Source organism: Lentzea sp. NPDC055074 (genome assembly GCF_053608005.1).
The window spans coordinates 1-12525 of record NZ_JBSGUQ010000022.1 but is presented as its reverse complement, the minus strand read 5'-3'; the positions used below and the strand labels follow the sequence as shown (position 1 = coordinate 12525).

Genomic DNA, 12525 nt, shown 5'->3' with positions numbered 1-12525 from the left:
CATGCGCATGACAGTGAGGATCGCGGTCGCGGGCGCCAGCGGGTACGCGGGTGGCGAGCTGCTCCGCCTGCTACTGGGCCATCCGGACATCGAGATCGGCGCGCTGACGGCCAACAGCAGCGCCGGTGACAAGCTGCTGAAGCACCAGCCGCACCTCCTGCCGCTCGCCGACCGAGAACTCCAAGACACCACAGTCGAGACCCTCAAGGGCCACGACGTGGTGTTCCTCGCACTTCCCCACGGTCACTCAGCCGCTCTCGCCGAGCAACTCGGCGACGACACCGTCGTGATCGACTGCGGCGCCGACCACCGCCTGACCAGCGCCGACGACTGGACGCGGTGGTACGGCGGGGAGCACGCCGGCACCTGGCCGTACGGACTTCCCGAGCTTCCCAACGGGCGGGACGCACTCGTCGGCGCACGCCGCGTCGCCGTTCCCGGCTGCTACCCGACGGTCTCCTCGCTGGCTCTGGCCCCGGCCGTGGACCTCATCGAGGACGAGGTCGTCATCGTCGCCGTGTCGGGCACGTCCGGCGCCGGCAAGTCGCTCAAGACGAACCTGCTCGGTTCCGAGGTCATGGGCTCCGCCAGCGCGTACGGCGTCGGCGGCGCGCACCGGCACACGCCCGAGATCACCCAGAACCTCACCGCGGCGGCGGGCCGGCCGATCAAGGTCAGCTTCACGCCCGTGCTCGCGCCGATGTCGCGAGGCATCCTCGCGACCTGCACGGCGACCCTCAAAGACACCGCCGCAAACGTTCGCGAGGCCTACGAGAAGGCGTACGCGGACGAGCCGTTCGTGCACCTGCTGCCCGAAGGGATGTGGCCGACGACGAACGCCGTTCTCGGTTCGAACGCCGTCCAGCTGCAAGTGACCGTCGACGAGGACCTGGGCCGGCTCGTGGTCGTGGCCGCCGTCGACAACCTGGCCAAGGGCACCGCGGGTGCCGCTGTCCAGTGCATGAACCTCGCTCTCGGACTGCCGGAAACGACCGGCCTCTCGACCGTTGGAGTCGCTCCGTGAACCGCAACAAGGGCGTCACCGGACCCCAGGGCTTCCGGGCCGCCGGGATCGCCGCCGGGATCAAGGAATCCGGCGCGCTGGACCTCACCCTCGTCGTCAACGACGGGCCGTCCGACGCGGCCGCGGGTGTCTTCACCACGAACAAGGTGAAGGCCGCCCCCGTGCTGTGGTCGCAGCAGGTGATCCAGTCCCGACGCCTCACCGCGGTCGTGCTCAACTCCGGCGGCGCCAACGCGTGCACCGGCCCCGAGGGCTTCCAGGACACCCACGCCACTGCGGAGAAGGTCGCCGAGGTGCTCGGCGCCGGCGCGGTCGACGTCGCGGTCTGCTCCACCGGCCTGATCGGCGAGCGCCTGCCGATGGACAAGATCCTCACCGGCGTCGAGAACGTCGCGAAGGAGCTGGACTCCACGATCGAGGCCGGTCTGAACGCCGCCACCGGCGTGATGACCACGGACAGCCGTCCCAAGCAGTCGTGGAAGGCCTCCGAGCAGGGCTTCTCGGTCGGCGGGTTCGTGAAGGGCGCGGGCATGCTCGCCCCGAACATGGCCACGATGCTGTCGGTCATCACGACCGACGCCAAGATCTCCGGCGACCAGCTCGACAAGGCGCTGCGCCTCGCGACCTCGCGCACGTTCGACCGCCTCGACGTCGACGGCGGCACGTCCACGAACGACACCGTGCTCGTGCTGGCCTCCGGCGCCTCGGGTGTCGAGCCCTCGTTCGAGGACTTCACCGCGTTGCTGACCGAGGTCGCGGGCGATCTGGTCAAGCAGCTGCAGGGTGACGCCGAGGGCGTGACGAAGGAGATCAGCATCACCGTCAAGCAGGCCGCGACGGAGGCCGAGGCCGTCCACATCGGACGGACGGTCGCCGAGGACAACCTGGTGAAGACGGCGCTCTTCGGCAGCGACCCGAACTGGGGCCGCATCGCGATGGCCCTGGGCCGCGCGGACGCCGAGATCGACCCGGACGTGCTCCAGATCCTGATCAACGGAGTGTCGCTCTACCGCAACGGAACGCGTGACCGCGACCGCGGCGAGGCCGACCTCTCCGGCCGTGACATCGAGATCGTCATCGACCTCAACGTCGGTGAGGCCGAAGCCACCGTGCTCACCACGGACCTGTCGCACGACTACGTCGAAGAGAACAGCGCTTACTCCTCATGAACGCACAAGAGAAGGCGGCAGTCCTCGTCGAGGCGCTGCCGTGGCTGGAGCGGTTCCGCGGCGCGCTCGTGGTCGTCAAGTACGGCGGCAACGCCATGGTCGACGACGAGCTGAAGAAGGCGTTCGCCGAGGACATGGTGTTCCTGCGGCTGTGCGGCCTGCGCCCGGTCGTCGTGCACGGCGGCGGCCCGCAGATCAAGGCGATGCTCGACAGGCTCGGCATCCACAGCGAGTTCCGCGGCGGCCTGCGCGTCACGACGCCCGAGGCCATGGACGTCGTGCGGATGGTCCTGGTCGGGCAGGTCGGGCGTGAGCTCGTCGGCCTGATCAACCAGCACGGCCCGTACGCCGTCGGCATCTCCGGCGAGGACGCGCACCTGTTCACGGCCACCCGTCGCGGCGCGGTCGTGGACGGCGAAGAGGTCGACATCGGCCTCGTCGGGGACATCACCGAGGTCAACCCGGACGCGGTGCTCGACATCGTGCGCGCGGGCCGCATCCCGGTCGTGTCGTCCGTCGCGCCGGACATCCACGGCGTGCCGCACAACGTGAACGCGGACACGGCGGCCGGCGCTCTCGCGGTCGCTCTCGGTGCGGAGAAGCTCGTCGTGCTCACGGACGTCGAGGGCCTCTACGCGAACTGGCCCGACAAGTCATCGCTGGTGGACCAGATCCGCGCCTCCGAGCTGGAGAAGATCCTGCCGGACCTCGAGAGCGGCATGGTGCCGAAGATGGAGGCCTGCCTGCGCGCGGTGCGCGGCGGCGTCCCGCAGGCGCACGTGATCGACGGCAGGCTCGCCCACAGCGTTCTGCTCGAAGTCTTCACCTCCGAAGGTGTGGGGACGATGGTGTTGGGGGACAACAAATGACCACACGCTGGCAACAGTCCATGATGGACAACTACGGCACACCGACGCTGCAGCTCGAACGCGGTGAGGGCGCGCACGTCTGGGACGCGGACGGCAACCGCTACGTCGACCTGCTGACCGGCCTTGCCGTCAACGCGCTCGGCCACGCCCACCCGGCGATCGTCGAGGCGGTGTCCACGCAGATCGCGAAGCTCGGCCACACCGGCAACCTGTACGTCAACGAGCCCGCTCTCGAGCTCGCCGAACGCCTGCTGGACCTCGCGGGGGAGCCCGGCAAGGTCTTCTTCTGCAACTCCGGCGCCGAGGCCAACGAGGCGGCGCTCAAGATGGCGCGCCTCACCGGTCGCACCAAGATCATCTCCACGATCGGCGGGTTCCACGGCCGCACGATGGGCGCGTTGACGCTCACCGGCCAGGAGCCCAAGCGTGCGCCGTTCGAGCCTTTGGTCCCCGGTGTCTCGCACGTCCCGTTCGGTGACGCGGCGGCGCTCGAGGCCGCGATCGACGACGACACGGCGGCGTTCATCGTCGAGCCGATCCAGGGCGAGCAGGGCGTCATGGTGCCGCCCGCCGGTTACCTGCAGGAGGTCCGCCGGATCACCTCCGAGCACGGCGCGCTGTTCATCCTCGACGAGGTGCAGACGGGCATCGGCCGCCTCGGCACGTGGTTCGCGTTCCAGCAGGCCGGGATCGTGCCGGACGTCATGACGCTGGCCAAGGGCATCGGCGGCGGTCTGCCGCTGGGCGCGACGATCGGGTTCGGCGCGGCGGCGGAGCTCTTCAAGCCCGGCCACCACGGCACCACGTACGGCGGCAACCCGGTGTGCTGCGCCGCCGGTCTCGCCGTGCTGGACACGATCGCGTCCGAAGGCCTGCTGGAGCACGTCGCGTCCGTCGGCAAGGAGATCGCCACGGGTGTCGAGGCGTTGCACCACCCCATGATCTCCGGAGTCCGCGGAGCAGGTCTGCTGCTCGGCATCATGCTGCGCGAGAAGGTCTCGGCGAAGGCCGCGGCGGCCGCGCAGAAGGCCGGCTACCTGATCAACCCGATCCAGCCCGACGTGCTGCGGCTCGCCCCGCCGCTGGTGCTGGAAACCTCCGACGCGCAGGCCTTCGTCGCCGCGCTCCCCACCTTCTTCGAGGAGACGCAGTGACTTTGCGGCACTTCCTTCGCGACGACGACCTGTCCACCGAGGAGCAGGCGGCCGTCCTCGACCTCGCGGACGCGTACAAGGCGGACCGGTTCACCGCGAAGCCGCTGGCGGGCCCCAAGTCCGTCGCCGTGATCTTCGAGAAGAACTCGACGCGCACCCGGCTCTCGTTCGAGGTCGGCATCGCGCAGCTCGGCGGCAACCCGGTGATCATCGACGGCCGGTCGATGCAGCTGGGCCGCGAGGAGACGATCGAGGACACCTCGCGCATCCTGTCCGGGTACGTCGACGCCGTGGTGTGGCGGACGTTCGCACAGGCGCGCATGGAAGCCATGGCGTCCGTGTCGCGCATTCCGGTCGTGAACGCGCTGACGGACGAGTTCCACCCGTGCCAGGTGCTCGCGGACCTGCAGACGATCCGCCGCCGTTACGGCAAGCTCGCCGGCTTGACTCTGACGTACCTGGGCGACGGCGCCAACAACATGTCGCACTCGTTGATGCTCGGTGGCGCCACGGCTGGAATGCACGTGCGCATCGGCGCGCCCGCAGGCTTCGTGCCGAACCCCCAGCTCCTGGAGGACGCCAAGAAGCGCGCCGCTGAGACCGGTGGTTCGGTGACGCTGATCAGCGATCCGCGGGAGTCGGTCGACGGTTCGGACGTGCTGGTCACCGACACCTGGACGTCGATGGGGCAGGAGAACGACGGCAAGGACCGCGTCGGCCCGTTCCGCCCGTACCAGGTGAACGCGGAACTGCTGGCCGCGACCGGGAAGCCGGACTCGACGGTGCTGCACTGCCTGCCCGCGCACCGCGGCTGGGAGATCACCGACGACGTGCTCGACGGCCCGCAGTCGCTCGTGTGGCAGGAAGCGGAGAACAGGCTGCACGCGCAGAAGGCGTTGCTCGTGTGGTTGCTGGAGCAGTCGTCATGACCCGCACCGCCCGTCAGGGCCGCATAGTCGAGATGGTGTCGCATCAGGCCGTGCGCAGCCAGTCCGAACTCGCGAAACTGCTTGCGGCGGAGGGCATCGACGTCACGCAGGCCACGTTGTCGCGCGACCTCGACGAGCTGGGCGCGGTCAAGCTGCGCGGCCCCGACGGCGGTGCGCCGGTCTACGTGATCCCGGAGGACGGCAGCCCCGTGCGCGGCGTCCAGGGCGGCACCACGCGCCTGGTCCGCGTGCTGGGCGAGCTGCTGGTGTCGACGGACTACTCCGGCAACCTCGCGGTGCTGCGCACTCCGCCCGGCGCGGCGCAGTTCCTGGCCTCGGCCCTGGACCGAGCCGCGTTGCACGAGGTGGTCGGCACGATCGCGGGGGACGACACGATCCTGGTCGTCGCCCGCGAGCCGATGACCGGTGCCGAGCTCGCCGACCGGATCACCGCGCTCGCCTCGGGCGACGTCGATGAATGAGCCCGTGCACGCCGTTCTGACGTTCGACGCGGGCGTGGTCGTGGCGGTGGACGGCGAGACCGTCTCCATCGCCGAGGCCGTCCGCGAGCTCAACTTCCGCGCCGGTGTGGTCAGGTCCAGCCTGGGCTCCGTGGCCGTGCGGGTCGCGCGGATGGCATTGCCGTCGGGTTCCGGCGAGGTCGACGTCGCGCTGTACGAGGGGCGCGTCGTCGGGCTGGTGGCCCGTTCGGAAGAATCGCTCTACGACTTCGCTAGCTGAAAGTTGCGTGTGATGAGTTCATTGTGGGGTGGCCGGTTCGAGTCGGGACCGGCCGAGGCGATGGCACGGCTGTCGTTGTCGACGCACTTCGACTGGGTGCTGGCGCCGTACGACATCGCCGGTTCGCGCGCGCACTCCCGTGTGCTGCACGCGGCCGGGTTGTTGACCGACGACGAGCTCGCCGGCATGCAGAAGGCGCTGGACGAGCTGCTCGCCGACGTCGAGTCCGGCGCGTTCACCCCGGTGCTGGAGGACGAGGACGTCCACACGGCGCTGGAGCGGGGCCTGATCGACCGCGCCGGCACCGAGCTCGGTGGCAAGCTGCGCGCCGGCCGTTCCCGCAACGACCAGGTCGCGACGCTGTTCCGCATGTGGCTGCGGGACGCGGCCCGTCGCGTCGCCGCCGGTGTGCTGGACGTCGTCGACGCCCTGGCCGCGCAGTCCGAGACGCACTTCGGCGCCGTCATGCCGGGCCGCACGCACCTGCAGTCCGCCCAGCCCGTGCTGCTGTCGCACCACCTTCTCGCCCACGCCCACGCACTGCTGCGCGACGTCGACCGCCTGCACGACTGGGACAAGCGCGCGGGCTTCTCCCCGTACGGCTCGGGCGCGCTCGCCGGGTCCTCGCTCGGCCTCGACCCCGCGAAGGTCGCCGCGGACCTGGGCTTCTACGCCCCGGTCGAGAACTCGATCGACGGCACCGCCTCGCGCGACTTCGCCGCCGAGATCGCGTTCGTGCTGGCCATGATCAGCGTGAACCTCTCCCGGGTGGCCGAGGAGATCATCATCTGGACCACCGCGGAGTTCCGCTTCGCGGTGCTCGACGACGCGTGGTCCACCGGCAGCTCGATCATGCCGCAGAAGAAGAACCCGGACGTCGCGGAGCTCGCGCGCGGCAAGTCGGGCCGCCTGATCGGCAACCTGGCCGGCCTGCTGGCGACGCTGAAGGCGCAGCCGCTCGCGTACAACCGCGACCTGCAGGAGGACAAGGAGCCGCTGTTCGACGGCGTCGGGCAGCTCGAGCTCCTGCTGCCAGCGTTCGCGGGCATGGTGGCGACGTTGAAGTTCGACGTCGACCGCATGGCGTCGCTGGCTCCCGCCGGTTTCACCCTCGCCACGGACATCGCGGAATGGCTCGTGCGCCAAGGAGTCCCGTTCCGCGTGGCGCACGAGGCCGCCGGTGCGTGCGTCCGCGCGGCCGAGTCCCGCGGCGTCGGCCTGGAGGACCTGACCGACGAGGAGTTCCTCGCGATCTCGCCCGCCCTGACCGCCGAGGTCCGGTCGGTGCTGACCGTCGAGGGCTCGATCGCCTCGCGCGACGCCCACGGCGGCACCGCGCCCGTCCGCGTCCGCGAGCAGCTGGACGCCCTCGTCGCGAAGGCTGCCGCGGCCCGTGAGTTCTAGGTTGCTGACCAGGGAGGAGCTGGCGATCGACCCGGTCGACGCGTCCCGGCTCCTCCTCGGTTCGCACCTGGAGGCAGGCGGCGTGCGGGTGCGCGTCGTCGAGGTGGAGGCGTACCGGGGCGGCGACGATCCGGCGTCGCACTGCTACCGCGGCAAGACCCCGCGCAACGAGGTCATGTTCGGCCCGGCCGGGTTCCTGTACGTCTACTTCGTCTACGGCATGCACTTCTGCGCCAACGTCGTGACTTTGACCGACGGTGTGCCCGGTGCGGTGCTGTTGCGCGCGGGCGAGGTCGTCGAGGGTGAGGACATCGCGTTCTCTCGTCGCCCTGCATCGCGTTCCGCTGCCGAACTGGGCAAAGGACCCGCACGGCTGTGCAAGGTCCTCGGGCTCGACCGCTCGCAGAACGGCGTCGACCTGACTTCTCCCGACTCGCCCGTACGTCTCTACGCAGGTGAACCGGCCACGAAGGTGCACGCGGGGCCACGCGTCGGTGTCGCCGTGGCGATGGACGTGCCGTGGCGGTTCTGGATCGACTCCCCTTCGGTGTCGACCTACAAACGCGGCGGAAAACGGCGCGCTTAGGATCTGCCCCTCGAACGATCTTGGGGGGAACAGGTGAAGGACGCACTCGCCGCTGTCGCACGGGAACTGCTGTCGTCGGTCGAGTCGGAGTTCGAGGAGCTGACGCTCAGGGCGTCGCTCAGCGGAGGCGGGGGAGGCCACCGGCTCGACGCCCGGCCGGACGACGTGCGCCTCCGCCACTCCGACTACGTGCGGGAGCTGCTCCCGCTCGGCCTGGACCGGCCGGTCGTGCTGGAGCTGCGGGTCTTCCCGGACGGCACCTTCGAGGCCGTCGTCACCGAGGACATCGCGCAGGGGACGGGCCACCTCCCGCCGACGTACACCGTGCTGCGGAACCGGCCGGAACGTCCCGCGATGCCGGCCGTTTCGACGCTGGCCGACGTGGAGGCCGTGATCGGTGCTCCGCTGCCCGCGGAAGTGCACGAGCTGTACGCGAGCGGTGTGGAGATCGACGAGGACACCGACCTGTACCCGCCCGACGACATCATCAGCACGTGGCTCCTCTACCGGTCGATGGTGGAGAACGACCCCAGTTTCTGGGGAGAGACCCTGCTGTACGTCGGCCCTCCCGGAGCCGTGCGGACCGTGCAGTTCCATCCGCTGTGGGTGCCCATCGCGTCCAACCACTGGGGCGACAACCTGTGCGTCGACCTCGCGCCCGGCCCGAACGGACGGGTCGGCCAGATCATCCAGCTGGCGGGCGAGGCACCGCTGTCGTACCTGGCGGAGTCCGCGACGGCCTGGGCGCAGTCGCCGGAAAGCCCCGGCTACAAGGGGCTGGAAGCCCACTTCAAGGTCGCCGACCGCGGAGCCGAAGGCGTGGCCGAGCTGCCGCTGACCATCCAGAGCCTCTCCCTGCACCACCCCGGCGACCTCGACTTCGGCCTGCTCGCGCGCCTCACCTCGTTGCGGCGGCTCGGAGTCACGAGCGGCGGCTCCGTGCGCCTCGGCGACCTCGCGCACCTGCCGTTGGAATGCCTCGACGTGGCCGCGGACGAGGTCGAGCTGCCGTTGTGCGAGAGCCTGATCTCTCTCGCGGTCCGCGGTGCGCGCGTTGAGCTGCCGTCGTACCCGAACCTGCGCGTGCTCGACATGTCCGCCGCGGAGGTCGACGTCGAGTCGCTGCCGGCCGTCGACCACCTCACCTTGAGCGTCGAACAGTGGCAGCGTTGCTCTCTGACACCCGCCGCCGCCACTCTGACCGGTGAGTCGTCGCTGGCCCGTGCGCTCGAATGGGCTCGTGAACGAGGTGTGGACCTGCCGCACGAGGTGATCAGCGGGACAGTCTCTCCAGAGCGGCCTTGAACTCCAGCTCCAGCGCCGGCTCCACCTCGAACACCAGCGGCACCGTCATGTCGATCTGCTCCCCGGCGGTGAGCCGTTCGACCAGAGTGCCCGCCACCTGCCGGAGGTCGTTCGCGACGCCGTGCATCGCCTCCAGCTGCCGATCGGCGAACCGCGCCTGCACCCGTGCGGCGGCGCGGGCGTGTCCGTCGGCGTAGCTGGTCCCGTGGATGGTGCGCGCCCAGTCGAGGATCTCGTCGAACGTCCGCACGAACAGCTCTCCCAGGTGCACGATCCGCTCCGCGTCACCGGCCTCGCCGGACCTCCCGAACGCGGCCTCCTGGGTGGCCGACGTGAAGACCGAGTCGACGGCGACCTTGATGATCTCGCCGAGCAGCACGTTGCGGTCGCGGATCAGGCCGATGCCGTTGCCGTGCTCGACGGTGCCGTTGCGCGGCGAATAACGCAGGAAGTGCTCGCGGTACTTCTGCTGGAGGCCGGCGAGTCCTTGCGCCACAACGGTCGCGTAGAGCAGGTACTCCCAGCCGCGCGGCTTCTCGCGCACCAGCGCGGCCACCGACCGGGGTGTGATCGGGGTGGCCGGCGTGAACTCGGCGCGGTGCTGGGCGAGCTTCTGCACGACGGCGTCCGCGATCGTGCTCGCGTCGTGCACGCGCAGGTCGAGGTAGCCGACGTGCGGCGAGAGACCGGGTACCTCGGTGTCGTCGATCCGGATGGGCAGCACGTACTCGGAGTGCTGCTCCAGCGCGCGTCCGAGAGCGGTCCGGTGCTGCAGCCTCGCCCACTTGCCGACGTAGTGCCGCGAGCTGAACAGCAGCACGTACCGGGCGCGCTTGCTGAAGGCCTCGGAGAAGTACTCCACCAGGTCGAGGCCCCACATCTCGGCCTCGCGCTCCTCGCTGTGGAAGAGCTTGACCTTCTGCTCCTTCAGCAGCGCCACAACGGGGAGGACCAGATCCTGGTCCTCCCCGGCGTAGGACAGGGCGACGTCGAACTCGTACTCGTCCACCCCACCATTCTCACGGCCTGACGGTCCTGCGGTACCAGGCGCGCCGGTGACCCGAAGGCAGCGCCACGCGGGTGATCAGGTTGGTGAGCAACGCACCGATGACCAACCACAGGAGAGCGGCCAGGCCCTCGTTGAGGAGAGTCGCCACGGAGGCGTTGTCCGGAGTGAAGAGGCCGTCGAGGCCGAGGGTGATCCCGTCCGCCCAGCCCGCGACGAACTGGAAGAACCCGTTGGTCGCGTTCGCACCCGCGATCACGAGGAAGATGTGCACCAGCAGGACGATGGCGAACGTCCAGCACACGATGTCGATGATCGCGCAGACGGTCCGCACCGTCCGCAGCCTGCGGTAGTCGGCGTCGCGCTCGACCACCTCCTCGACCACCGGCTCGTTGACACGCGGCATGTGTGGCTCATTCACACGCGGCAGCCGTTCAGTGGGCCGCCGTAACTCCGCATCGCGAGGATCCGTCATGCCCACGGGCGTACCCGTCCGAGTACCGGGTCGAAACCCGTTGGACCAGGTAGGGGACAATGAGTGTCGTGAGCGAGCACATCCTTGACGAACTGTCCTGGCGCGGCCTGATCGCGACGTCCACCGACCTCGACGCACTCCGGAAGGACCTGGACGCCGGCCCGCTCACCCTCTATTGCGGTTTCGACCCGACGGCGAAGTCGCTGCACGCGGGCAACATGGTGCCGCTGCTCATGCTCCGCCGCTTCCAGCGCGCCGGTCACCGGCCCATCGTGATGGCGGGCGGCGCCACCGGCATGATCGGCGACCCGCGCGACACCGGTGAGCGCACGCTGAACTCGCTCGACACCGTCGCCGAGTGGGCCGAGCGCATCCGCGGCCAGCTGGAGCGGTTCGTCGACTTCGACGACTCGCCCACGGGCGCGATCGTCGAGAACAATCTCAACTGGACGGGCCAGGTCAGCGCGCTGGAGTTCCTGCGCGACGTGGGCAAGCACTTCTCGATCAACGTCATGCTGTCGCGGGAGACGGTGAAGCGCCGCCTCGAGGGCGACGGCATGTCGTACACCGAGTTCAGCTACCTGCTGCTCCAGTCGAACGACTACCTGGAGCTCAACCGCAGGTACGGCACCGCGCTGCAGGTCGGCGGCTCGGACCAGTGGGGCAACATCGTCGGTGGGGTCGACCTCATCCGCCGGGTCGAGGGCAAGCACGTGCACGCCCTGACCGCGCCGCTGGTCACCGACGCCGAAGGGCGCAAGTTCGGCAAGTCCACCGGCGGCGGCAGCGTGTGGCTCGACCCGGAGATGACGTCGCCGTACGCCTGGTACCAGTACTTCGTGAACGTCGACGACGTCACGGTGCTCAACTACCTGCGCCTGTTCACGTTCCTCACGCGTGAGGAGCTGGACGAGCTCGAGAAGCAGACCGCGGAGGCCCCGCACCAGCGGGCCGCGCAGAAGCGCCTCGCGCAGGAGTTCACGGACCTGGTCCACGGGGAGCGCGCGACGCAGCAGGTCATCCTCGCGTCGTCGGCGCTGTTCGGGCGGGGCGAGCTCCGCGACCTCGACGCACCGGTGCTGGAAGCGGCGCTGGCCGAGGCTCCCAAGGGGCAGGTGCGGCTGGCGGACGAGCCGACGATCGTCGACCTGCTGATCGCGTCGGGCCTGGCCGAGAGCCGGGGTGCCGCGCGGCGGACGGTCAACGAGGGCGGTGCCTACGTGAACAACACGAAGGTGACCGACGAGGAGTGGAAGCCGGCGCCGTCGGACCTGCTCCACGGCAAGTGGCTGGTGCTCCGTCGCGGCAAGCGGAACAACGCGAGCGTCCACGTCGAGCTCTGACCTGCACGTTCTGGCTCTGGAAGGCCGTCGGTCCCGCTCGGGACCGGCGGCCTTCGGTCTTTCTCGGTGTGATCGCGGTCACAGTGTGCGCGGGATTGGGCTGCGATAGCTTGTTCGTGGGTCCTGTATGGGGCTGCTGACCTGCGGTTTCTTAACCGTGGGTGATGACGGTGCCCCCGATTTGACCCTGCGTTGGCGTGCGTGTAACTTTCTCCATGTCAGCGAGGAACGGGCCGGGAACACCGGAACGGAGCGCGACACAGATCACGAACCAAGCTTCCACGGACTGTGGTAGAGTGGGTGACCTGGAAACGACGAAGACCCAGCCGGTAGCTCTTCTGAGCTCAGAGGCCAAGGGCGTCGGAAGTTTCAAATACAAGCTTAAGTACGACACAGCCCCGGAAGCGACGTCTCTTCGGAGATCCAGCTGCGGTGTGCGCGTGTTCTTTGAGAACTCAACAGCGTGCCGAAACACAGCCAGTAATATATGAATTACCTCCTCGTCGAGGTAGTTCCTTTG

Annotated in this window: 13 protein-coding genes; 11 read left to right on the top strand and 2 right to left on the bottom strand. The window is 69.3% G+C overall.

Features of this window, described 5'->3' with window-relative positions:
- The first annotated feature begins 7 nt into the window (after window positions 1-7).
- The 10 genes from argC to ACWF7A_RS36430 are packed head-to-tail and all read left to right on the top strand — an operon-like array spanning window position 8 to window position 9181.
- Window positions 8-1024: an N-acetyl-gamma-glutamyl-phosphate reductase gene (gene argC / locus ACWF7A_RS36475; RefSeq protein ID WP_452255059.1), complete on the top strand. Its 1017-nt coding sequence runs from the start codon at window positions 8-10 to the stop codon at window positions 1022-1024.
- Window positions 1021-2193, top strand: a complete 1173-nt coding sequence (argJ, locus tag ACWF7A_RS36470) for a bifunctional glutamate N-acetyltransferase/amino-acid acetyltransferase ArgJ (RefSeq protein ID WP_452255058.1) — start codon at window positions 1021-1023, stop codon at window positions 2191-2193. The genes argC and argJ overlap by 4 nt, the downstream gene beginning before the upstream one ends.
- A complete protein-coding gene (argB, locus tag ACWF7A_RS36465; protein WP_452255057.1) occupies window positions 2190-3062 on the top strand; it encodes an acetylglutamate kinase in 873 nt (290 codons plus the stop codon). The genes argJ and argB overlap by 4 nt, the downstream gene beginning before the upstream one ends.
- The gene (locus ACWF7A_RS36460; RefSeq protein ID WP_452255056.1) at window positions 3059-4216 is read left to right on the top strand and encodes an acetylornithine transaminase; all 1158 of its coding nucleotides are present in this window, start codon (window positions 3059-3061) and stop codon (window positions 4214-4216) included. Before argB ends, ACWF7A_RS36460 begins: the two co-directional genes overlap by 4 nt.
- Window positions 4213-5145 (top strand): ornithine carbamoyltransferase, encoded by a 933-nt coding sequence (argF, locus tag ACWF7A_RS36455; protein ID WP_452255055.1) that lies wholly within the window; start codon window positions 4213-4215, stop codon window positions 5143-5145. The genes ACWF7A_RS36460 and argF overlap by 4 nt, the downstream gene beginning before the upstream one ends.
- Window positions 5142-5627, top strand: a complete 486-nt coding sequence (locus tag ACWF7A_RS36450) for an arginine repressor (RefSeq protein WP_452255054.1) — start codon at window positions 5142-5144, stop codon at window positions 5625-5627. Before argF ends, ACWF7A_RS36450 begins: the two co-directional genes overlap by 4 nt.
- A 4-nt stretch (window positions 5628-5631) precedes the next feature.
- Entirely contained in the window at window positions 5632-5886 is a 255-nt protein-coding gene (locus ACWF7A_RS36445) for an argininosuccinate synthase (protein ID WP_452255053.1), read from the top strand.
- A 12-nt stretch (window positions 5887-5898) separates the two neighbouring features.
- Entirely contained in the window at window positions 5899-7290 is a 1392-nt protein-coding gene (argH, locus tag ACWF7A_RS36440; protein ID WP_452255052.1) for an argininosuccinate lyase, read from the top strand.
- Window positions 7280-7876: a DNA-3-methyladenine glycosylase gene (locus ACWF7A_RS36435; RefSeq protein WP_452255051.1), complete on the top strand. Its 597-nt coding sequence runs from the start codon at window positions 7280-7282 to the stop codon at window positions 7874-7876. Before argH ends, ACWF7A_RS36435 begins: the two co-directional genes overlap by 11 nt.
- A 33-nt stretch (window positions 7877-7909) precedes the next feature.
- A complete protein-coding gene (locus tag ACWF7A_RS36430; RefSeq protein ID WP_452255050.1) occupies window positions 7910-9181 on the top strand; it encodes an SMI1/KNR4 family protein in 1272 nt (423 codons plus the stop codon).
- Here ACWF7A_RS36430 and ACWF7A_RS36425 read toward each other — a convergent pair.
- Together ACWF7A_RS36425 and ACWF7A_RS36420 are read right to left on the bottom strand one after the other, a co-directional pair.
- Window positions 9150-10190, bottom strand: a complete 1041-nt coding sequence (locus ACWF7A_RS36425; RefSeq protein WP_452255049.1) for a toll/interleukin-1 receptor domain-containing protein — start codon at window positions 10188-10190, stop codon at window positions 9150-9152. The genes ACWF7A_RS36430 and ACWF7A_RS36425 overlap by 32 nt on opposite strands.
- Before the next feature lie 10 nt (window positions 10191-10200).
- The gene (locus tag ACWF7A_RS36420) at window positions 10201-10593 is read right to left on the bottom strand and encodes a hypothetical protein (protein ID WP_189159739.1); all 393 of its coding nucleotides are present in this window, start codon (window positions 10591-10593) and stop codon (window positions 10201-10203) included.
- Between the two features lie 137 nt (window positions 10594-10730).
- On the opposite strand from ACWF7A_RS36420, the gene tyrS reads away from it, so the two are divergent.
- The gene (tyrS, locus tag ACWF7A_RS36415) at window positions 10731-12005 is read left to right on the top strand and encodes a tyrosine--tRNA ligase (RefSeq protein ID WP_452255048.1); all 1275 of its coding nucleotides are present in this window, start codon (window positions 10731-10733) and stop codon (window positions 12003-12005) included.
- The last annotated feature ends 520 nt before the right edge of the window (window positions 12006-12525 follow it).

What these genes read in the sequence shown, in the direction of transcription:
- argC (WP_452255059.1), top strand. Translation starts at nt 8, where the DNA reads ATGACAGTGAGGATCGCGGTCGCGGGCGCCAGCGGGTACGCGGGTGGC.
- ACWF7A_RS36460 (WP_452255056.1), top strand. Translation starts at nt 3,059, where the DNA reads ATGACCACACGCTGGCAACAGTCCATGATGGACAACTACGGCACACCG.
- ACWF7A_RS36450 (WP_452255054.1), top strand. Translation starts at nt 5,142, where the DNA reads ATGACCCGCACCGCCCGTCAGGGCCGCATAGTCGAGATGGTGTCGCAT.
- argB (WP_452255057.1), top strand. Translation starts at nt 2,190, where the DNA reads ATGAACGCACAAGAGAAGGCGGCAGTCCTCGTCGAGGCGCTGCCGTGG.
- argH (WP_452255052.1), top strand. Translation starts at nt 5,899, where the DNA reads ATGAGTTCATTGTGGGGTGGCCGGTTCGAGTCGGGACCGGCCGAGGCG.
- ACWF7A_RS36420 (WP_189159739.1), bottom strand. Translation starts at nt 10,593, where the DNA reads ATGCCGCGTGTCAACGAGCCGGTGGTCGAGGAGGTGGTCGAGCGCGAC.